Below are 21,885 nucleotides of genomic sequence, written 5' to 3'. Positions count from 1 at the left end.
TTAAGCCAAAATTTATCATTTTCTACCTGACCACCTGACCACCTGACCACCTGACCACCTGACCTTTTCACCACGCATCCCGCTCTATTCTCAATTCTCAATTCTCTACTGACTCCGCCTGATATAGGTTGCCTTTTTTCACAACCTTTTTAAACGATGAAAAAAGTAGCAACTAAGAGAACGTTCGATTTAGATCTGAAACTGGATCTGGTCAAGCAAATCGAGTCTGGAAAAGTAGGCGTAAGCCAAGTATCAAGGATTTATCAGGTAAGCCCTGCGGCCATTTATAAATGGTTGCGGAAATATTCCGATCTTTATAAAAATCAAACCCGAGTTGTGGTGGAAAAGAAGAGTATTTCCAATAAGAACAAAGAGCTACAGCAGCGCATAGCTGAGCTGGAGCGGGCTTTAGGGCAAAAACAAATGCGGATCGATTACCTTGAACAGGTGGTGGACGTGGCCTCTTCTGAACTAGGAGTGGATATTGAAAAAAAGTCCAAACGACGGTCATAACGCGTTTTCGTGAGGACAAGTCATCGCATAGCTACAAGATGAACGATCTGTACGCTATGATAGGGATCACCAAACAGGCATTTTATAAGCGATTAGCCCGATTAAAAGCTCAAGAGGCTACCAAACAGTATATCTTGGCAATGGCTACGGAGCTTCGAAAGGATCACACTAAAATGGGCTGTAGAAAGCTCTACGATGAGATCCGCCCCAAGGGAATGGGTAGAGATCGTGTGGAAGCGTTGTTGCTTAATGAAGGCTTCAGGGTGCCCAGAAAACGCAGTTATCGCCGTACGACCTATGCTGGAGGATATCGGTATGATAATCTGTTGTCGGGAAAGATACTGAACGACAAACATCAGCTCTGGGTAAGTGATATCACTTATATTCCGGTAGGATATAAACAGTTTTATTATCTGACTTTGGTTCAGGATGTGTATTCAAAAGTGATCAAAGGCTGGTCCTTATCAAGTACCATGGAAACCGAAGAAACTGTGCTTCCCAGCTTAAAAGATGCCTTAAAAGGTTTAAGTGAAAAAGAGCGAAAGCAACTTGTTTTTCATTCTGATCGAGGCTCACAATATGGGAGTAAAGAAATGAGAAGACTGTATGACACTTTCAAGATCAATCCCAGCATGGGAGGAAAGGCCTAGGAGAATGCTCATGCAGAATCTTTAAATGGCGTATTAAAGAACGAGTACATCAACTTTGATAACATCAGTATCAGTTTAAATCAGGCACGTTCATTAATGGATAAATGGATCTATCTTTACAATTATGAGCGCCCCCATGGTTCATTAAAAAATATGAAACCCATGGAATTTGAAAAACACCTTAAAAGCCTATCTGTAAGGCAAAGGGAAACATTGGAGATAAAATATTAACCCGAAATAGGGTAACCTTATTCAGGCATGCTCATACTCTCTACTCTCTACTCTCTACTCTCTACTCTATACTCTCTACTCTCTAATACCATAAACTTCCTTCAGGGCCTCCAGGTTTTTTCGCATCCCCTCCATGAAGTTGGTTTGGTCTGCAGCACCTCCCATAGGAGTGATCACCACGCTTTGAATCCCCATTTTCTTTAGCTTTTCCACATTTTCTGCCAGCGGTTCTCCCTCCCAGATTACATATTCAATACGGTGATCTTTTTGAAGATGCCCGATCTCATGCAGCATGTCGTGGTCAAGCGGTGTATCAGGTTCCCAGTGCAGGCTTTTCCCCTGAATGCCATACGCATCTTCAAGGTACTGGTATACCGGGTGAGAGAATACCATTGTCTTATCGTTTTTACCTGCCACAGTATGCTGAAATTCTTTGTGCAGTTGCATCAGGTCACCGGCTAACTTTCGGTAATTCTCCTCGAAGACACTCTTTTTTTCCGGGTGTAGCCTGGTGAGGGCTTCCTTTACCGATTCTGCCTGTTTCGCTGCCAGCTCAAGGTTGAGCCATGTGGTAAAGGCGGTTCCTTCATGTTGGTGCTCACCCTCATCGCCATGACTATGGGTGAAGGTTTTTCCACCCGAAAGCAATCGCTCTGAAAACTCCTGACTGGTATTTACCACAGCCTGCTGTGGGAGGCTTACATTCATTAACCAGGACTCGAACGAAGCTCCGTTGACCAGGATAAGATCGGCCGATTGCATCTGTGCAATGGTGTCGGCTACCGGATTCCACACAGAAGGATCTGATAGTTCTGCAGCCGGGAATCGTAGCTCGATGTTTTCTCCTGCTATTTCTGACGCGAAGAAGTAAATAGGATAATTGCTCACATAAACCACCGGTTTCTCTCCGGAGACAATTGAGGTTGGGTCACTCTTTTTCTCTGATTTGCAGCTTCCCACCAGAAGAAGTGAAAATGCGAGCCATTTAATTAATGTTTTCATTGTATGAAATTTTCTAATAGTCTTAAACCGAAATTATTGATCAAAAGCAGGTAGACTGCTGTTAAGCCAAAGCTGAGGGTGAATACAAGAAGGACTTCCAGGCTCAGAACACTTTTGATCCTTCCCGGGGCAGCTCCTATATCTTTAAGTGTTTTTATCTCTTTTTTTCGCAGTCTCACAGAAAGGGCAAATACCATCAAAGTAATAACCAGGGTTGCAAGTCCTATGGAAATTGCTGCCAGCGTGATGATCTCTTTCACCGAGACCACAGTTTCCAGGAGTCTTTCCATCACCTCAGAAGGAACAATCACCTGAGCGCTCCGGTCTTCTGTTTCAAACCTGCCCCTGAGCATCAGTTCTGATTTCTTATCCAGGGGCAAAGCGATAATGGCACTCACCGGGTAGTCATCGGGGTTCCCGTGAAAGTGAAAGGAATTGATGTTTGCAGGAGTAATTTCGGTATAGGAGAGTACGGCTTTGCTGGCTATTGCCACGCTGTCGTTTTTTGACAACAGCAGGCTGTCGCTTCCCGAAGTGGCCAGGTCATCGTGACCATGTGCTTTTCCTGATATGACCCATGTGGTTTTCAGATCGGTGAATACCGCTTCATCGTCTGCCGTATTGGTGGGTTTTAGGATGCCGGTCACTGTCATTTTTAGAGGGAAACTACCGGCAACGTCAAAGGCACCCGCCGGTGAGGAGATCACCGCATCTCCGATGTTGACCTTAAGTTTGTCGGCGGCTTCAGCACCCAGTACACACTCACCGATAATGGCCATGGGTCTTCCCAGGGCAAATTCGGTATTTCTCATGGTGAAATAGTCATTGCTGGTGCCTACTATGGGTTGTTCCTTTACCCGGTATTCAAGATTCATGGGGATGGGATGAGCAAGGCCCTCCTTTTCAAGTTCCAGTACTTTTGAATAGGGCAGGGCCGGGAGATCCGGTTTTCTGAAATAGAGCGAACTCAGGCAAAGATCGGTGGCACTTCCCTCAGAGCCGATGAGCAGCGGAGTGGATCCGGCCCTGATTCTCATACGCTCAGAGCCTTTACTTGTGAAGTAATTCAAGGCAAAGGGTATAAATATCACCAGGCTGATTGCCAGGACCAGTAAACAGGTCTTTCGCCAGTGGTATTTCAGGTAATTCCATGCTAAATACAAACTATCATTCATCAGAGGCGGTTTGTAATTCGTTCATATACAGTATTTCATCAAAGGAGGGGAAGATTTCCCGGTCGTGTGATACCATGAGCAGGGTGGCATGATTCTCCCGGCAATATTCGATGATCAGTTCGAGAATAATATCACGGTTACGCGCATCGAGATTGGCGGTTGGTTCATCGTATAACAGCAGGTCCGGGTTCGCGATCATCGACCGGCAGATGGCCACCCGTTGCCGCTCTCCCTGAGAAAGTTTCCTGGGGTACCGTCCAGCCTTATCCCTGAGACCGACCTTGTCGAGCAAGAGGAGTGCCCTGTCTTTTGATTCATCGGTTAAGGAAAGAACGGGATTGATGCGAAGGGGTAGCAGAACGTTGTCGATAACGCTCAGATATTCCAGTAATTCGAATTCCTGGAAAACCAGCCCTATTTTCATTAAGCGAAGATCCTGTAATTCTTTTTGGCTGTAACTGGTAAGATCGAGTTTGTCTATAACTATCTTCCCGGAATCTGCCGGCAGGATCCCGGCGAGAATTTTGATAAAGGTGGTTTTGCCGCAACCGCTGGGCCCCGTCAGGATAAGGCGCTTCCCTCTGGATACCTGCAGATCCCTGAGTTTCATCGAAAACGTATCTCCATAAGAGAAACACACCTTTTCACATCGAATCACAGGGTGGATGCCGGAATCACTTCCCGGTCTTCTGAGTTGAGTATGATCTTTGAGATCTTCCATGTATTATCTATGCTTTTCAGTTCGATGGTTCCGGTATATCGGTTTTTGCGGTAATGAATATGCTTCAGGTGTTTTACCCGGGCGGTGACCGTCCATGCAGCGGGATAACTAAATGCTGATTCAGGGGAGTCATCCAGGGTTTCACCCAGCCTTTCAATATTGACATTTTCAACCCTGACTTCTGCGCCTTCTCTTAATCCCATGGTTAACCTGCGGCGACTGTCAAGGTAAATGTTGTCAAGCAATTGCTCATCAACCCTTGACGACAAAGCTTCGAACAACCGTTCCTCATCTTTAATGTTGAAAGCCGAATAAGTGTCAGACAGCACTTGTTGCATGACCTGTCTGAGCTGTTCATGATCCATATTTCCGCTGTCGAACCAGGGGTTCTTGATGCCAGTTGTCAGGGGAAGGAAACAAACGGCTGCAACGATCAGTGACATGGAAGCGGTTGGTTTTGATCGTTTTACTCCCAGGTCTCTGCGGATCCTGTTTGACCGTGGCCACCAGTAAACAGCTGCCAGCAGGCAGGCCAGGGATACTAAAGGCAGATCGATAACCGGGAAGGAAAGCGAAACGGGTATAACACTTCCTGTCATTCCAAGAACTGTTAACAACAACCCTCCCACGAAAATCATGACAATCACCTTTGAGAAAATTCTGAAACCCTTTGTTTTTTCCTCCGGAAGCAATGCCTTAAGTAAAGGAACAGACAGAGAAATGATCAGGATGATAATAAAGCTTATTTCAACAGACCTGGCTACCGGAAAAGACAGTTGCTCTGTTGCATGATTGATGAGAAACATCCCAGAGCCAAGACCGAAAAAGGAAATGAGTATAGTATTTAATAACATTGCCTTCGAACTATTTGTTAAAATAAGAATCAGCAATATTCCCCCTGCAGCCAGAGTAAATTCCGGAAGGTAGGGTACAGACCACCCGGAAATGCCCAGTATAAAACCTGTTACAAAACTTAGTGTTATAAATGATTCGTAATTATTTTTCTCATGAGTTCCTGTCATAGAACTGGCAATGATAATTATCGCTGCTGCCGTCCACATGAACTCAGGAACCGGACTGAAGAGTGAAGGGGTTTTCCAGAAAAGGCTCAGGTGATAGACCAGCACCCCTGTTGTAAGTATCCCCAGGAAAGTCAGGGTTCTCCTTATGAATGCTTCACTGGTATCAGAAAAGAGGCTGATCAGAGTAAGTCCTTGGCTGAAAAGCAGAAAGAGTAATACCAGTCCGCTTATCGCTCCTGTAAGGACAAAAAGGAGTTGTGAGACCAGTTCGAATGAGGTATAGCCGGTGACAGTCAACGCATCTGCCTGGTCTGCACCAAAAAGGGCAGAACAAATGATCATAGCCACGAAGACCCGTTTATTGCGGTACAGGCGATTACTGAATGCCAGGTAGTCGGTGATGAGCAGAAATGATACCATCAGAGCCGCGGTTTCGAATAGCCACCCCGGTGTTCTTAAAAGTTCAGATTGGGTCAAAAGATAGCCTGCGGCAAGTCCGATACCCACCGGAAGGATAAAAACAAACAACCTCTTCCTTTTCGTAATGAAAAGCACCAGAAAGAGCAACACAAAAACGAGTGATGCCACTGTCATTTGTACGCCGCTTATAAAGCCATCGGAAGCCAGGCTGAACAGAGAAGGCGGTTGGGGGATGTTGAAATAGGCCGATGACGGACTCAGAGTGGCCTTATAATTTCTTCCTTCGAGGGTACTGATCTCAACAATGATGTTGATCTGACTACCCAGGAGGCCGCTAATACCAATATTTTCTCCATACAGCCGTTGAGTTGAGCATTGCAGCTTCCATTTCATTTCCTTGACAAATGCATTACCGCTGATTTCAGGTTCACTGATAGCCTGGCAAAAATCAGGGAATACAGGGTAGGCTTTTAATACTTTCCCGTTGATGACGGGTAATACAAAGTAAACTTCGAAGATACCCGGTTCCACCTCCTGCATTTCCAGTCGAGCAGGATAGGTGATATCGGCACTCGAAATGAAGGGTGAAAGCATGCTGAACAGCAGCATGAGGACCTTGATATTTTGTCTGATATACTTATTCATTCAAGAGATCTTTCGAAACACCCTGGTATATGATCTCATATTGTTGCAGGAGTTCGGTGTAGAACTGTTCTTTGGCTGCCTGTTTTTCTTCATATTTCAACATATCGATGATCTCATCTTCAACCTGTTCCAAAGAAAGTAACCGGGCAGGAACTATGGTATCTAAATAGATGAGGTGAGATCCAAAGCCGGAATTAACGGGCCCTGACCATTGATCTTCCGGAAGTTGAAGGAGTTTGTCTGAAAAGCCGGTTCCAAATTCCCTGTCGATCGCCTCAGCTGTTTGCAGGTTCATACGTGGTGGCAGCATAGATGAGTTCCCTTCGGAGGCAGCTTTCTCAGGGGGCAGGTTCTCCAGATTCCATTGTTCTGCCTTTTGATAAAGAAGCAAACTGTCGGAGTCGTTATTTTTAAAATATACCTGGTGAAATTTAATATAGGGAGGTGCCATAAATCGCTCCTTCCGAAGATCATAATATGCCTGTATATCTTCGGCAGTGATCGGTTTTTCTGCGCCCTGTCCTTCCGCCAGCATATCCATCTGAGAGATCAGCGCCCTTCTTACCGTGGCGTTGTTTTCATCCATGTCCTGGTTCAGGGCTTCCCGGTAAACGACTTCATCCCTGACGTAGGCATTCATGATGCCCTGCAGTTCCTTTTTTGAGGGCATGCGCTTCCAGGTTCGTTGCCAGCCGGCGATCATATGTGCCAGGTCTGCATCATCGATCACGATCTTCCGGTCTTTCATCTCAGGTTGCCTGGCTCCGTATATCAGTATGAGAACGATTCCGAGGAGAATACCAAAGAAAAGGATCTGAAAGATGGGCTTTTTAAAATAGTGGATCATACGTCAAGATTGTCTTACACTAAAATATTGAATTTAAGGAAATTGAAATTTTTTTCGGGATATGTGGTGCGCTTTGTCGGAGGAATATCAGGGAAATGGGTAAACGGGTAAATAGGGAAGTCGGTATGGAGTTATGGGGGTATGGGGTGATGGGGGTATGAGGGTATGTAGGTGCAAAATCCATTATCAGTTTAATAGTTGAAAGATTGCTTCACCCCATTGAATGTGGTTCGCAAAGACGTACCATCTGACTACCTGACTACCTGACTTGTCGTATGGTTATGAAGGTATGGAGTTATGGGGGGTATGTAGGTTTAAAATCCATAATCAGTTTAATAGTTGAAAGATTGCTTCACCCCACTGAATGTGGTTTACAAAGTTATACCATCTGACTACCTGACTACCTGACTACCTGACTACCTGACTACCTGACTACCTGACTACCTGACTACCTCACCACTTCACCATCTCACCAGCTAAGTCATTCAGAGCCCGAAGTATCGGGGGTCGAAGTGGGGCTCAAGAGAAGCATGACAAAAATTTCTTGATAATTCATTTGAAAGCCCTGACTACCACTCCGCCTTCCAGGTACCTTCCCTTAAAAAAGGGGAGGGTAACGCATGTTATCAAATAGATGTTTTACAGACTATCAGATATGATTCTAAAAGAACACGACCTTTCCCTCCTTTCCAAGGAGGGGTGCCCTGTTTGCAGGGCGGGTTGGTTTATCAGCAATAACCATGAATACATGCTGATCCTGATGCATACGTTTTCCTTTCCGGCGAAAACTTTTATCTTTAAGAAAAAACCACCCAATGAGAAAATCGATATTTATTCTGCTTATCACATTAGTAACGGTTTCCTGTAAACAGGAGGAAAAAAAGACAGATGTCGCCATAGCCTTTGATGAAAAATCAGTGCTCGAACAACAACAGCAACACGAGAATGAACGCATGCGCTTTAAGGTTCTGAGTCCTAAGGTGGAAAGAGCCTCTGTCTTCATAACTTTTGAAGAAGCTCTGGATAAATTCGGGGAAGACAGCTATGAAAAACTCTATCCGCTTGTCATTGAAAGGAGTATTCCTGAGATACAGGAGTCGGTAGCCAGCGGTGAGATCACCTATCGCGAGATCTGTTTGGTATACCTGTGGCGGATGCGCAAATATGAAGGAGATGCTGAAACATCCTTACATACTGTAATAAGCCTGAATCCTGACATTCTGAAGCAGGCAGCTGAAAAGGACCGTATGCGCGAAGAACGCGGGGAGGTCTCTTATGCTTCGATTTACGGCTTACCGATAATGCTGAAAGATAATATAGGCACTGAAGGAATGCCTACCACTGCCGGTGCCGTGGCACTAAAAGACAACTTTGCAGGAGATGCCTTTATCGTCAGGCAACTCAAGGAAGCGGGAGCGCTTATTCTCGGGAAGGTAAACCTCAGTGAATGGGCCTATTATTTTTGTGAGGGTTGTCCGCTGGGGTACTCAGCCATCGGTGGCCAAACGCTGAATCCTTACGGCCCCATGGTATTTGAAACAGGAGGTTCGAGCTCAGGAAGCGGAGTGGCCGTTGCAGCGAATTATGCGGTTGCAGCTGTAGGTACTGAGACGTCAGGATCGATCTTATCTCCCTCCAGTCAAAATTCGGTGGTCGGACTCAAGCCGACGGTCGGATTACTCAGCCGCAGCGGTATTGTACCGATCTCCTCCACACTCGATACCCCGGGCCCCATGACCCGGAATGTGATAGATGCTGCCATTATGCTTAATGCGATGACCGGTGAAGATATGAACGATGGCTTTAGCTTTACCACTGACGAAGATTACGTTGCGGGATTGAGCGACGTCACCCTAAAAGGGAAACGATTCGGAGCTTTCAATTCGCTGGTGGAATCTGATTCCATCTACGCTGCCACTCTCGATAAGATCAGGGAGGCAGGGGCAGAGGTAATCATGTTCGATCCGCCTGAAGATGTCAATCTGAACGGATTTCTCACGCTGCTCAATATCGATATGAAATACGATCTTCCTAAATACCTGGAATCAACCGCTTCGAATGAGGTTGGCTTAAGAAGTATACAACAGATTGTAGCCTTTAACGAAAAGGATTCATTGATCAGGGCCCCCTATAATCAGGATATTTTCAAAGGTATCCTGGCAGATTCGACCACTACCGAGCAGCTGGAGGTGATCAAGCAGAATTTGAAGGAGAACGGACGTAAGTTTTTTAATGTCCCGATGGAAACCCATGATCTGGATGCTGTGCTATCGATCAATAATTATCATGCTTCCTATGCTGCGGTGGCCCATTACCCGGCTCTTACCGTGCCCATGGGTTACAAAACAAGCGGTGAGCCTGTAAGCCTGACCTTTATAGCCGCGAGCAGGGAGGAAGCGAAATTGTTCAGACTGGCCTATGCTTTTGAACAGCTAACCGGGGTGCGTAAAACCCCTGCAAATTATAAGTGATATGTCTGAACGTAACCTGATCATTATTACCAAGATCATCGGAATTTACTGTTTGTTCTACGCCGGGGTTAAGGCTTATGCGGCTATAAGTACGCGTATGTGGACACCCTCAAACCTGGTGATAGCCGGCCTTCTTGCATTGGTGGCAGGGGTCAGTTTTTATATCATCAGGCAGCAGAAATATTCGTGGTTCTTTGTGATTTTCGGCATCCTTTTCGTTACCCTGCTCAGGGCCTTTGAACGGGACCTGGTGCAGTGGTTGCATGGGATTTTGTAGGGAAGTAGGGTATAGAGAATAGAGAATAGAGAATAGAGAGTCGGGAATGGATATTTATTTACAGGAAAAGGTTCAGTGATAGCTGTTAGCCGATAGCCCCATACCTCCATACCTCCATACCTCCATACCCCCATACCCTCATCCCTATAAAACAAAAAAACCGCCCCGGTTTTACCCGGAGCGGCCTTAACAAACAACTAAATTCTAAAACCTATATCAGATTTAGAGACAATTAAAAACAATATTTATTCTCGGAAGTGAGTTTCTCAGCGATGGTGTTTCGAAGCTCCACCAGGTTTGGCAGATTCACATATTTGGTGAATCGCTTCAGTCCCATGAGCATCATTCGTTGCTCATCACCTTCAGCAAAAGAGCCGATTCCTTCCTTTGCTCGGGTATTGATCTTTTCCACTGCATGGAAGAGATTCAGTTTTGCCATGGCGATCTGCTCTTTCTGAGCTTCCTCTCCAAAACGCTTCACATTTTTCTCTGTTCTCAGTATGGCTGATTCGGCCATATAGATCTCGATAAGAATATCGGCTGCGGCCATAAGCAGCTGCTGATGTTCTTCAAGCTGAGGTCCATACTTCTGAACTCCGGCTCCGGCAACCATCAGGAAAACCTTTTTGAGTTTAGCGAGCATGGCTTTTTCTTCGCTCAGTACTTCAGAGAAGTCCGGAGTTTCCATATCGGGAATTCCCATGAGCTCCTCCTGAACTTTCATGGCTGGTCCGAGCAGGTCTACATGACCTTTCATGGCTTTCTTAACCAGCATTCCTACCGCCAGCATACGGTTGATCTCATTGGTACCTTCATAGATTCTTGAAATACGGGCATCTCTCCATGCAGACTCCATAGGGGTATCGGCTGAAAAGCCCATTCCTCCGAATATCTGAATCCCTTCATCGGTACAATCCTGACAATCTTCAGAAGCCGCCACTTTCAGAATGGAACATTCGATGGCATATTCTTCAACTCCTTTCAATTCTGCTTCCTGGTGAGAAGCACCTTCTTCATGTCGCATGGCGATACGATCTTCGATATCTTTTGCCGCACGGTAAGAAGCAGATTCATCTACATAGCAACCGGTGGCCATTTCAGCCAGTTTTGACTTGATGGCACCAAACTGAGCGATCGGAGTTTTAAACTGAACTCTTTCATTGGCATAACGCACCGACTCTCCGATCACCCTTCTCTGAGCATCAAGACAAGCGGCTGCCAGCTTGATACGACCAACGTTGAGGGCATTCATAGCGATCTTGAATCCGTTACCGCGCTCAGAAAGCATATTCTCTACCGGTACTTTGGTATCATTGAAGAATACCTGTCGGGTGGAAGAGGAGTGAATACCGAGTTTCTTTTCTTCTTCCCCCATGGTGATGCCGTTATCAGGGTCGTTCTCAACGATAAACCCAGTGATGTACTTGTCATCTTCAATACGGGCGAATACGATAAATACATCTGCAAACCCGGCATTGGAAATCCACATCTTCTGTCCGCTGATCAGATAATGCTTCCCGTCTTCTGTCAATACAGCTTTGGTCTTTCCGCTGTTGGCATCAGAACCGGCACCTGGTTCAGTTAGGCAGTAAGCACCAAACCATTCACCGGTGGCCAGTTTGGGTACATATTTTTGCTTTTGTTCTTCGTTACCATAGAGGAGGATCGGTAATGTTCCGATTCCTGTATGAGCACCAAAAGCGGTAGCCAGAGACCCGGTCGCTCCTGAAATATAATCACATACCATCATGGTTGAAACAAACCCCATTCCGAGTCCGCCGTATTCTTCAGGTACTGCAACTCCTAAAAGTCCCAGCTCCCCGATCTTTTCCATGATCTCTTCGGTAAGCTTGTAGTTCTTCTTTTCGAATTCTTCCTTTTTCGGCCATACTTCGCGGTCAACGAATTCCTGCACCGATTCCTTCATCATCTGCTGCTCCTCGGTAAAATCTTCAGGAGTGAACACATCTTCGGCTTTGGTTTCCTTGACCAGGAATTGTCCGCCTCTTGTTATGTCTCGTTTTATAGTTTCCATTTCTTAAAATTTTTGTTTTTTGATTCTCTTACGGGGGTATCAGTTCAGCAGTTCGTAGACGCCGGCAGCTCCCTGTCCGGTTCCCACACACATGGTTACGATACCGTATTTATTATTTCTTCTTCGCATTTCGTCAAAGAGCTGTACAGAAAGTTTGGCTCCTGTACATCCCAGCGGGTGACCCAGGGCGATGGCTCCTCCGTTTACATTGACGATGTCAGGGTTGAGTCCCAGCTCTCTGATCACAGCGAGTGATTGAGATGCAAATGCTTCATTGAGTTCGATCAGGTCGATCTGGTCCAGTTTCATTCCTGCCTGTTCAAGGGCCTTTGGTACAGCCTTTACAGGGCCGATTCCCATAATACGGGGTTCGACACCAACAGCTGCATACGATACCAGTCGTGCTACAGGTTCCAGGTTCAGTTCCTTCACCATTTCTTCGCTCATAACCATCACGAAGGCGGCTCCATCACTCATTTGAGAAGAGTTCCCTGCCGTCACACTTCCTCCCTGGGCGAAAACCGGCTTTAACCTGGCAAGCGCTTCTTTTGAAGTGTCAGCACGCGGGCCTTCATCGGTATCGACCGTATAGTTCTTAGTCGTCTTCTTTCCTTCGTCATTGACATAGGTCTGCTCGATATCAATGGGTACGATCTGGCCATCGAATTTTCCTTCCTTGATAGCCTTCAGGGCCTTCATATGAGAATTATAGGCAAACTCATCCTGGTCTTCTCTTGAGACCTTGAACTGTTCAGCCACTGCTTCAGCAGTAAGCCCCATTCCCCAGTAATAATCTTCGTTTCCTGCTTTAGCCACTTTATAATCGGGTACGGGCTTGTAACCTCCCATAGGAATATAACTCATGCTTTCTGCTCCACCGGCTATGATACAATCTGCCATCCCGTTTTGAATTTTGGCAGTGGCGATTCCGATGGTTTCCAGTCCTGAGGCGCAATAGCGGTTAACCGTTACCCCGGGTACATCTTCGATTTTGAGTCCCATGAGTGAAATGAGTCGTCCCACGTTCAAACCCTGTTCGGCTTCGGGCATGGCATTTCCCACGATCACATCGTCGATACGGGTTTTGTCGAAATCAGGCAATTCCTTCATCATGTATTCGATGGTTTCGGCTGCCAGTTCATCCGGCCGCTTAAAGCGGAAAACACCTTTGGGTGCCTTTCCCACTGCGGTTCGGTAAGCTTTAACGATATATGCTGTTTTGTTTTTCATCATTCTGTTTTTTTGATCTGTTCGTACCTTGATTAATTACGTAACGGTTTACCTTTCTTAAGCATGTGCTGCAGACGTTCGAGTGTCTTTCTTTCGGTACACAAAGAAAGGAAGGCTTCCCGCTCCAGATCGAGCAGGTATTGCTCGCTTACATAATTAGGTTCAGAGAGATCTCCACCTGCCATTACGTATGCCAGCTTATTGGCTATCTTCTTATCGTGTTCAGAGATATAATGTCCGGCTTCCATCGAATCAGTACCTACCAGGAACATTCCCAGGGCCTGTTTTCCGAGGACCTTGATATCTTTACGCATCGGCTTTTGGGTATAACCCGCTTCTGCCATTAATAAGGCGTGTTTTTTAGCTTCGGCTATCTGCCTGTCTTTATTGACCACAACCACGTCTTTTCCTTTTTGGAGTACGCCCAGATCGAAGGCTTCATGTGCTGAGGTAGATACTTTTGCCATACCGATGGTCAGGAAGTATTCCTGCAGTACATTGAGCTCAACATCGTTCTTCCTGAAGGTATCTGAAGCTCTGAGAGTCATTTCTTTGGATCCTCCACCTCCGGGAATCACACCTACTCCGAATTCGACCAGACCCATATAGGTTTCTGCAGCGGCCACCACCTTATCGGCGTGCATCGACAGCTCACAGCCTCCTCCAAGAGTCATTCCATGAGGAGCAGCAATGGTGGGGATGGCAGAATAACGCATGCGCATCATGGTATCCTGGAACATCTTGATCGCCATATTCAATTCGTCATATTCCTGTTCTACGGCCATCATGAAGATCATCCCGATATTGGCACCCACTGAGAAGTTCGATCCCTGGTTACCGACCACCAGTCCCTGATAGTCTTTTTCGGCCAGATCGATAGCCTTATTAAGGGCAGTGATCACATCACCGCCGAGGCTGTTCATTTTTGACTGGAACTCTATGTTGAGAATTCCGTCTCCGAGGTCTTCGATCACAGCACCGCTGTTCTTCCATACCTCTTTGCTCTTGCGAATGTTGTCGAGAATAATAAAGGCGTCCTGTCCTGGTTTTTTCACATGTTTTTTAGAAGGGATGTCGTAATAGTAGGTCGCTCCCTCTTTAACAGTGTAGAACGACTCAACTCCGGCATCGAGCATGTCTTGTACCCAGGCTGCAGGCTCCTTGCCTTCTGCCTTCATCAGTTCGATTCCTTTTTTCACCCCTACGGCATCCCAGATCTCGAACGGACCGGTTTCCCATCCGAATCCGGCTCTCATAGCATCGTCTATACGATATAGCTCATCTGAGATTTCGGGAATTCGGTTCTGGCAATAGGCGAAGAGTGCGGCGAAGTTTTTGCGATAGAACTCTCCTGCTTTATCTTTTCCGTCGACCAGAACAGAGAAACGGTCGTTCACCTTATCGATGGTCTTGGTGAGTTCCAGCGTTGCAAAACTGGCCTTTTTAGTGGGGGTATATTCCATCGAGTCCAGATCCAGTGAAAGAATTTCACTGCTTCCGTCATCTTTTTTTACTTTTTTATAAAACCCCTGGCCGGTTTTACTTCCCAGCCATTTGTTATCCATCATGGTCTGTATGAAATCGGGCAGTTTGAACAGGTCATGGGCCTCATCTTCCGGACAATTCTCATAAAGTCCGTTAGCTACGTGAACCAAAGTATCAAGCCCTACCACGTCTACTGTTCTGAAAGTGGCAGATTTCGGTCTTCCGATCACGGGCCCTGTAAGTTTATCTACCTCCTCTACGGTCAGGCCCATTTCCTTCACCTGGTGGAAAAGGCTCATGATGCCGAAAATACCGATACGGTTTCCGATGAAGGCAGGGGTGTCTTTGGCCAGAACCGATGTCTTACCGAGAAATTTTTCTCCGTATTTCATCAAAAAGTCAGTAACCTCCTGTTTGCAGTCAGGACCCGGCACCACTTCAAAAAGCTTCAGATAACGAGGAGGATTAAAAAAGTGAGTTACTGCAAAATGCTTGCGGAAATCTTCACTTCTGCCTTCATTCATAAATTGAATGGGTATTCCTGACGTATTTGAAGTGATCAGGGTACCCGGCTTACGATGCTCTTCGATCTGAGCAAAAACCTTCTTTTTGATATCCAGTCTTTCGACCACCACCTCGATGATCCAGTCAACATCTTTTATCTTGTGCAGATCATCATCAAGGTTGCCGGTTGAAATACGATTGGCAAAATCTTTATGATAGATAGGAGAGGGTTTTGATTTCAGCGCTGAAGCCAGGTTGTCGTTTACGATCCTGTTCTTAACAGTCTTGTCATCGAGTGTTAAACCCTTTGCTTTTTCCTTATCGTTAAGTTCTCCAGGTGTGATATCCAGTAAGAGGACCTCGGCGCCTATATTGGCAAAATGGCAAGCGATACCGCTTCCCATGATTCCCGATCCTATTACCGCAACCTTTTTAATTCTTCTAGTCATTTTGAATTCAATGTTTGTTGTTATTGCGATTCCTGATTGTATATTTTCTTTTCTGAGATGAGTTCGTGAATGACCATGGCCACATTATAAAACCCTTCCAGGTCCCGTGGGTCAACATGGTTTCTCACAGCTTCATTGAACTTTAAGACCACTTCCCGTGATACAGCTCTTTTTTCCTTTCCAAAGTCTGTGAGGGAAATGATTACTCCCCGACCGTCTTCGGGATTCGGTTTTCGTTCAATAAGTCCCTTCTCTTCCATATTCTTCAGCAAGCGGGACAAACTTGTAGCTTCCATACCCATACGGGGGCCGAGGGTAGTGGAGGCTGACCCCTTTTCAGGATCGATACTTAATAAGGTGAACCCGGTAGACATGGTGCTATCGAATTTTCCGGCTTCCTCGTTATACATCCGGGCTACTGCTTGCCAGGTCGCCCGTAATACATAATCAATGGTCTTATCTTTCATAAATCCCTGTGTGGTTCAGTCAAATATACAAATAATTTACTATGCATGCATAGTAAATGGATTAATTTTTGTAAAGGATTGCTTTGCAGGGTGTTAGAAGTTTAAGGTAATAAAAAAACTCTCCGGAATGGAGAGTTTTACGTTAAAAAAAGGTAATGTTAAGCCGCCGATTAATACGGCTGTTTTTCGTAGATCTTATTGTAGAGATGCTGATATTTCTCTTTGATGACTCTTCGTTTCATTTTCATGGTAGGAGTCAGATGTCCCTCTTCGATGGTCCATACTTCAGGAGTAAGTTCAAAACGTTTAATACGTTCCCATTTTCCGAATCGCTCGTTGAAACGATCTACCTCTTCCTGAATTCGTGCAATGAGTTGTTCGTTCTGAACGATCTCATTTTTATCGTGGCCCATATCGATCTCATGGCGTCGTGCCCATTCTTCAACGAAATCAAAACTCGGTTGTATCAGGGCCGCAGGCATTTTCTCGCCTTCTCCGATCACCATGATCTGCTCTATAAAACGGGACTGTTTCATCTCGTTCTCGATAAGCTGCGGAGCCACGTATTTTCCACCTGAGGTTTTGAAGATTTCTTTCTTTCGATCGGTGATCTTCAGAAAACCGTCATCGTCGAACTCACCGATATCTCCCGTATGGAAATACCCGTCTTTGATGACTTCGTCTGTTCGTTCCTTATCCTTATAATATCCATGCATCACATTAGGTCCCTTGCAAAGGATTTCTCCATCACTGGCGATCTTAACCTCGACCCCGGTGATAACCCGGCCAACGGTTCCGATCTTCCAACCTCTGTTTCTTTCATCGTTCACAGCGATTACCGGGGAAGTTTCGGTAAGACCGTATCCTTCCATAACAGGCATTTGCGCTGCGGCAAAAACACGGGCCAGTCTAGGTTGCAGGGCAGCGCTTCCGCTTACCAGTATTTTCAGGTTTCCACCCAGGGCTTCCTGCCATTTACTAAAGATAAGTTTGCGCGCCAGGGCCAGTTTCATACCGTACCAGGCACCATTGGCATTGTAGGGTTCGAATTCCAGTCCGGTTTCCACCGCCCAGAAGAACAGACGCTTCTTCAATCCTTCAAGGGCAGCGCCTTTTTCGATGATCTTATCGTAGACTTTCTCCAGAAGTCGTGGCACCACGGTCATCACTTCCGGCTTTATCTCCTTAAGGTTATCGCTTATTTTTTCAAGGGATTCTGCGAAATAGATATTGATCCCGCAGTATTGGTAGAGATATACCACCATTCTTTCAAATATGTGGCAGATGGGCAGAAAGCTGAGTGCCGAATCGTCTGAAGATAATGGTACCCGCTCTTCGCTGGCCAGTACATTCGAAACGATGTTGTCATGGCTCAGCATAACACCTTTGGGTCTCCCGGTGGTCCCGGAGGTATAGATGATGGTGGCCAGGTCATCGGGCCCCACCTTTGCCTTGCGTTTCTCAACTTCATCCTGGTTTGAGGCATCTGCCCCCATTTCCAGGAGTTCTTTCCAGTTGTGTTCCCCTTTGATCTCGTCGAAGGTATAGATGCCCTTTAGGCTGGCAACCTTGTCTTTGATCGCATTGACCTTATCAAGCACTTCCTTGTCTGATACAAAACAATAGGTAGATTCTGAGTGATTCAGAATGTACTCATAATCTTCTTCAGATATGGTAGGGTATACAGGTACGTTCTGGGCTCCCAGCTGCAGGATGCCGATATCCATAATATGCCATTCAGTACGGTTGGTAGAAGATATGATGGCGATCTTGTCGTTAGGTTGTACACCCAGACGCAGCAGGGCCCGGCTTATGGTGTTCGCTTTTTCGACATATTCGGCCGAGCTGGTACTGACCCACTCATCTCCATATTTCGTAACTAAGGCATTCTTAAGATTAAATTTTTCCAGTTGGTAATATGGAAAGTCAAATAAACGGGTAACCTTGTTCATTATTTTCGGTTTTTAACAGTTTTGCAAATTATAAAAATTACAACCTTTTTTCAAAGCTAACCATAAAAAAAGGAGTTGTTTATTGACAACTCCTTAATAATTAAGATGATTGGGTTATTTTAGCGTTTCGATTCCAGCCATTTTCTGGCATTTACAAAGGCCTCAAGCCATGGTGAAACCTCGTCCTTACGTCCTTCCGGGTAGTAGCCCCAGTTCCAGGGGAAGGTGGAACGCTCAAGGTGCGGCATCATAACCAGGTGTCTTCCCGTCTCGTCGGTCATCATTGCCGTGTTAAAATCAGAGCCGTTCGGATTGGCCGGATAACCTTCGTAGGCATAGGTTCCCACGATGTTGTACTGGTCTTTTGCCTTCGGAAGATGAAACTTGCCTTCACCATGCGCTGCCCATATTCCCAGGGTGCTTCCCGCGAGACTGCCCAGCATGACCGAATTGTTCTCTTCAATGTGAACCGAAGTGAAGTTACATTCGAATTTATGGGAGTCATTGTGGAGCATTTTTGGCTTTTCGTCATGTTCAGGATTGATCAGTCCCAGTTCTACGAAAAGCTGACAACCATTACAAACACCCAGGGAAAGCGTGTCTTCGCGATCGAAGAATTTCTTCAAACTGCTGTTTGCTTTTTCATTATAAAGAAAAGCTCCTGCCCAGCCTTTCGCACTGCCTAACACATCTGAATTTGAAAATCCGCCTACAGCTGCGATGAACTGAATGTCTTCAAGATTCTCCCTGCCTTCGATCAGGTCTGTCATATGAACGTCTTTGACATCGAAACCTGCCATGTACATGGCATTTGCCATCTCCCGTTCAGAATTACTTCCTTTTTCCCTGATGATAGCGGCTTTTATGCGTGTGCCCTTTACAGGTTCCGGCATTTTACCGTCAAATGATTCGGGAAAGGTGAATTGCAGCGGCTGATTCTTATAATTCACGAATCGCTCTTCTGCTTTTTTCGGTCCGCTTTGCTTACGGTCAAGCAGATAAGAGGTGCGGTACCAGGTATCTCTCAGTTCACTGATGCTGAATGAGAAGTTCGCCTTGTTGTTTAACAATTGAAGACGGTCGCCTGCCACCACTGATCCGATCTTATGATAACGCACTCCTGCATCTTTAAGCAGGGACTCCATTTTCTCATCATCACGGCTTTGTATCACAAGGGCCGGATTCTCATTAAACAGGGCAATCACTGCATCATCTTCTCCAAAGCTGCTCAGGTCGATCTGTGCACCCAGGTCTATACTTGGAAAGAACATTTCCAGCAGGGTGGTGATAAGCCCGCCGCTGGCAACGTCATGACCGGCGGCAATCAGATCTTTTCTGATCAGTTCCTGCACGGCATTGAAGGCTGTTTTAACCTTGTTCGGATCCTGTGAATCGGCCGGTTTATTACCGAGAGCACTGCGTATTTGTGAGAACGAAGAACCACCCAGTTGCAGCTCTTCTGATCCCATGCTGATGTAATACAGGCTTTCACCGTCGCTCTTGGCTACGGGAGTTACTACTCTGGTAATGTCATTACAATTCCCGGCTGCCGAAATGATCACAGTACCGGGGGCGATGACTTCCTTATCCGGATATTTCTGTTTCATGGAGAGGGAATCTTTTCCTGTAGGAATGTTGATTCCCAGGTCGATTGCGAAATCAGAACATGCCTTCACCGCATCGTATAGTCTTGCGTCTTCCCCTTCATTCTTGCAAGGCCACATCCAGTTGGCAGATAAGGAAACGCTTTTGAGGCCGTCTTTTAACGGAGCCCACACTATATTGGTAAGTGCTTCTGTGATGGCCAGGCGGCTTCCGGCTGCCGGATCAAGAAGGGCTGCTATGGGAGCATGTCCTATAGAAGTGGCGATACCTTCCTTGCCCTGGTAATCGAGGGCCATGACTCCACAGTTATTGAGGGGTAATTGCAGTTCTCCCACACATTGCTGTGCGGCTACCCGCCCGGTAACGCAACGGTCGACCTTGTTGGTAAGCCAGTCTTTGCAAGCAACCGCTTCCAGCTGAAGTACCTGTCTGAGGTAGTCTTCGATCTTCTCCTGCTGGTAGGAGGAAGATTTATATGACCGCTCGATGGTACGATCGTTCATGATGGTTTTGGGAGAGCTTCCGAACATATCGCTCATCTCCAGGTCCATCGGTTTGATGTTTTTATTTTTAGATTCGAAGGTGAAATGATGGTCACCTGTAACCTCTCCGACATTGTATAAGGGAGATCGCTCTCTGTCTGCGATGCGTTTCAGTCTTTGCAGTTCTTCCGGGTTGATCACCAGTCCCATTCGTTCCTGGCTTTCGTTTCCGATGATCTCTTTTAACGACAGGGTGGGGTCTCCGACAGGCAATTTGTCTACTTCGATGATTCCACCTGTTTCTTCGACCAGTTCTGACAGACAGTTCAGGTGGCCTCCTGCGCCATGATCATGAATAGAGGTGATGGTGTTATTATCACTTTCTACCATGGCACGGATGGCATTGGCAACTCTTTTCTGCATTTCAGGGTTAGATCGCTGAATGGCGTTCAGTTCTATCCCACTGCTGAACTCACCGGTATCGGCAGAACTCACTGCAGCACCGCCCATTCCGATGCGGTAGTTATCTCCCCCCATAACTACGATGGCATCACCCTTAGACGGGGTTTCCTTCAATGACTGCTCTTCTTTTCCGTAACCGATTCCACCGGCCAGCATGATCACCTTGTCAAAACCGAGTATGCGGGCATCTTCTTCGTGTTCAAAGGTGAGTACTGATCCTGCGATTAATGGCTGACCGAACTTGTTTCCAAAATCAGAGGCTCCGTTAGAGGCTTTGATCAGGATATCCATGGGAGTTTGGTAGAGCCAGTTGCGCTCTTCGACCTGTTTTTCCCAGGGTCGGTTCTCTTCCAGTCGGGAATAAGAGGTCATATATACGGCTGTTCCGGCCAGGGGTAATGATCCTTTTCCGCCGGCAAGCCTGTCTCTGATCTCTCCTCCTGAACCGGTGGCGGCACCGTTGAACGGTTCCACCGTGGTAGGGAAATTATGAGTCTCGGCTTTCAGAGAGATTACACTGTCGAATGGCTTGACCTCATAAAAATCGGGTTGATCCCCGCGTCGCGGAGCAAACTGAGCTACCCGCGGGCCTTTTACAAAAGCAACATTGTCTTTATAGGCCGAAACGATGTCATTGGGATTTTCTTCAGAGGTTTTCCGAATGAGTTTAAACAGGGAAACGGGTTTCTCCTCTCCGTCGATAACAAAGGTGCCGTTAAAGATCTTGTGGCGGCAATGTTCAGAGTTGATCTGAGCGAATCCGTATACCTCGGCATCGGTCAGCTTTCGGCCCAGTCTCGTTGAGAGATCGTGAAGGTAAATGACTTCTTCGTCGCTAAGGGCGAGACCTTCAGCTTCATTATACGCCTTGATGTCGTCTATATGTTCTATGGGGTTGGGGTCGATATCGATAAGAAACAGGTTCTGATCCAGACGAGGATATTTCTGAGAAAGCATAGGGTCAAAATCACGGTCGTCTTCTGATACCGCTATATATTCCTCGATCCGGTTTAGCGTCTCAATGCCCATATTCTGGGTGATCTCAACGGCATTGGTACTCCATGGGGTAACCATGGCAGCCCTGGGCCCAATAAAGGGACCTGCGATCGATTCCTGTTCGATTATTGGCTGATTGCCAAAAAGCCAGGTCAGTTTTTCAATGTTTTCAGAGGATAGTTTCCCGGCGGTTTCTACGGCGTAGATCTTGCTGGTCGGATTACCGAAAAAAGCGATCATATAT

Annotated in this window: 15 protein-coding genes and 1 pseudogene; 5 read left to right on the top strand and 11 right to left on the bottom strand. The window is 46.3% G+C overall.

Annotated elements, in window-relative coordinates:
• The first annotated feature begins 156 nt into the window (after positions 1-156).
• The 3 genes and pseudogenes from K7R10_RS03570 to K7R10_RS03560 form a co-directional block, all read left to right on the top strand.
• Positions 157-513, top strand: a complete 357-nt coding sequence (locus K7R10_RS03570) for a transposase (protein ID WP_224483310.1) — start codon at positions 157-159, stop codon at positions 511-513.
• A gap of 38 nt (positions 514-551) precedes the next feature.
• On the top strand, positions 552-1,163 hold the full coding sequence (locus K7R10_RS03565) for a DDE-type integrase/transposase/recombinase (protein ID WP_224483309.1): 612 nt from the start codon (positions 552-554) through the stop codon (positions 1,161-1,163).
• A gap of 12 nt (positions 1,164-1,175) precedes the next feature.
• Positions 1,176-1,394, top strand: a pseudogene (locus K7R10_RS03560) (integrase core domain-containing protein); the annotation flags it as partial.
• A 75-nt stretch (positions 1,395-1,469) separates the two neighbouring features.
• Here the strand turns inward: K7R10_RS03560 and K7R10_RS03555 are convergent.
• Genes K7R10_RS03555 through K7R10_RS03535 form a run of 5 tightly spaced genes read right to left on the bottom strand, consistent with a single transcriptional unit; the run spans position 1,470 to position 7,226 of the window.
• Positions 1,470-2,396 (bottom strand): metal ABC transporter substrate-binding protein, encoded by a 927-nt coding sequence (locus K7R10_RS03555; RefSeq protein WP_224483308.1) that lies wholly within the window; start codon positions 2,394-2,396, stop codon positions 1,470-1,472.
• Positions 2,393-3,571, bottom strand: coding sequence for an ABC transporter permease (locus K7R10_RS03550; protein WP_224483307.1), 1,179 nt, complete (start codon positions 3,569-3,571; stop codon positions 2,393-2,395). The genes K7R10_RS03555 and K7R10_RS03550 overlap by 4 nt, the downstream gene beginning before the upstream one ends.
• Positions 3,564-4,292, bottom strand: coding sequence for an ABC transporter ATP-binding protein (locus K7R10_RS03545; RefSeq protein ID WP_224483306.1), 729 nt, complete (start codon positions 4,290-4,292; stop codon positions 3,564-3,566). The genes K7R10_RS03550 and K7R10_RS03545 overlap by 8 nt, the downstream gene beginning before the upstream one ends.
• Entirely contained in the window at positions 4,226-6,379 is a 2,154-nt protein-coding gene (locus tag K7R10_RS03540; protein ID WP_224483305.1) for a hypothetical protein, read from the bottom strand. Before K7R10_RS03540 ends, K7R10_RS03545 begins: the two co-directional genes overlap by 67 nt.
• Entirely contained in the window at positions 6,372-7,226 is an 855-nt protein-coding gene (locus K7R10_RS03535) for a peptidylprolyl isomerase (RefSeq protein ID WP_224483304.1), read from the bottom strand. Before K7R10_RS03535 ends, K7R10_RS03540 begins: the two co-directional genes overlap by 8 nt.
• A gap of 815 nt (positions 7,227-8,041) precedes the next feature.
• Here K7R10_RS03535 and K7R10_RS03530 point away from each other — a divergent pair.
• Positions 8,042-9,697, top strand: coding sequence for an amidase family protein (locus tag K7R10_RS03530; RefSeq protein WP_224483303.1), 1,656 nt, complete (start codon positions 8,042-8,044; stop codon positions 9,695-9,697).
• A 1-nt stretch (position 9,698) separates the two neighbouring features.
• On the top strand, positions 9,699-9,974 hold the full coding sequence (locus K7R10_RS03525) for a hypothetical protein (RefSeq protein WP_224483302.1): 276 nt from the start codon (positions 9,699-9,701) through the stop codon (positions 9,972-9,974).
• A gap of 232 nt (positions 9,975-10,206) precedes the next feature.
• On the opposite strand, the gene K7R10_RS03520 is transcribed toward K7R10_RS03525, so the two are convergent.
• The 6 genes from K7R10_RS03520 to purL form a co-directional block, all read right to left on the bottom strand.
• A complete protein-coding gene (locus K7R10_RS03520) occupies positions 10,207-12,009 on the bottom strand; it encodes an acyl-CoA dehydrogenase FadE (RefSeq protein ID WP_224483301.1) in 1,803 nt (600 codons plus the stop codon).
• Positions 12,010-12,048: 39 nt separating this feature from the next.
• The gene (locus K7R10_RS03515) at positions 12,049-13,239 is read right to left on the bottom strand and encodes an acetyl-CoA C-acyltransferase (protein ID WP_224483636.1); all 1,191 of its coding nucleotides are present in this window, start codon (positions 13,237-13,239) and stop codon (positions 12,049-12,051) included.
• A 32-nt stretch (positions 13,240-13,271) separates the two neighbouring features.
• The gene (locus tag K7R10_RS03510) at positions 13,272-15,677 is read right to left on the bottom strand and encodes a 3-hydroxyacyl-CoA dehydrogenase/enoyl-CoA hydratase family protein (protein WP_224483300.1); all 2,406 of its coding nucleotides are present in this window, start codon (positions 15,675-15,677) and stop codon (positions 13,272-13,274) included.
• Between the two features lie 20 nt (positions 15,678-15,697).
• The gene (locus tag K7R10_RS03505; RefSeq protein ID WP_224483299.1) at positions 15,698-16,144 is read right to left on the bottom strand and encodes a MarR family winged helix-turn-helix transcriptional regulator; all 447 of its coding nucleotides are present in this window, start codon (positions 16,142-16,144) and stop codon (positions 15,698-15,700) included.
• A gap of 170 nt (positions 16,145-16,314) precedes the next feature.
• A complete protein-coding gene (locus K7R10_RS03500) occupies positions 16,315-18,096 on the bottom strand; it encodes an AMP-dependent synthetase/ligase (RefSeq protein WP_224483298.1) in 1,782 nt (593 codons plus the stop codon).
• A 119-nt stretch (positions 18,097-18,215) separates the two neighbouring features.
• A complete protein-coding gene (gene purL / locus K7R10_RS03495; protein ID WP_224483297.1) occupies positions 18,216-21,881 on the bottom strand; it encodes a phosphoribosylformylglycinamidine synthase in 3,666 nt (1,221 codons plus the stop codon).
• Positions 21,882-21,885 lie beyond the last annotated feature (4 nt).

This window comes from Robertkochia aurantiaca (assembly GCF_020166495.1).
In the GTDB taxonomy this organism is placed as follows: domain Bacteria; phylum Bacteroidota; class Bacteroidia; order Flavobacteriales; family Flavobacteriaceae; genus Robertkochia; species Robertkochia aurantiaca.
The sequence above is the reverse complement of the archived record's forward strand: the minus strand, read 5'-3'. Positions and strand labels throughout refer to the sequence as shown.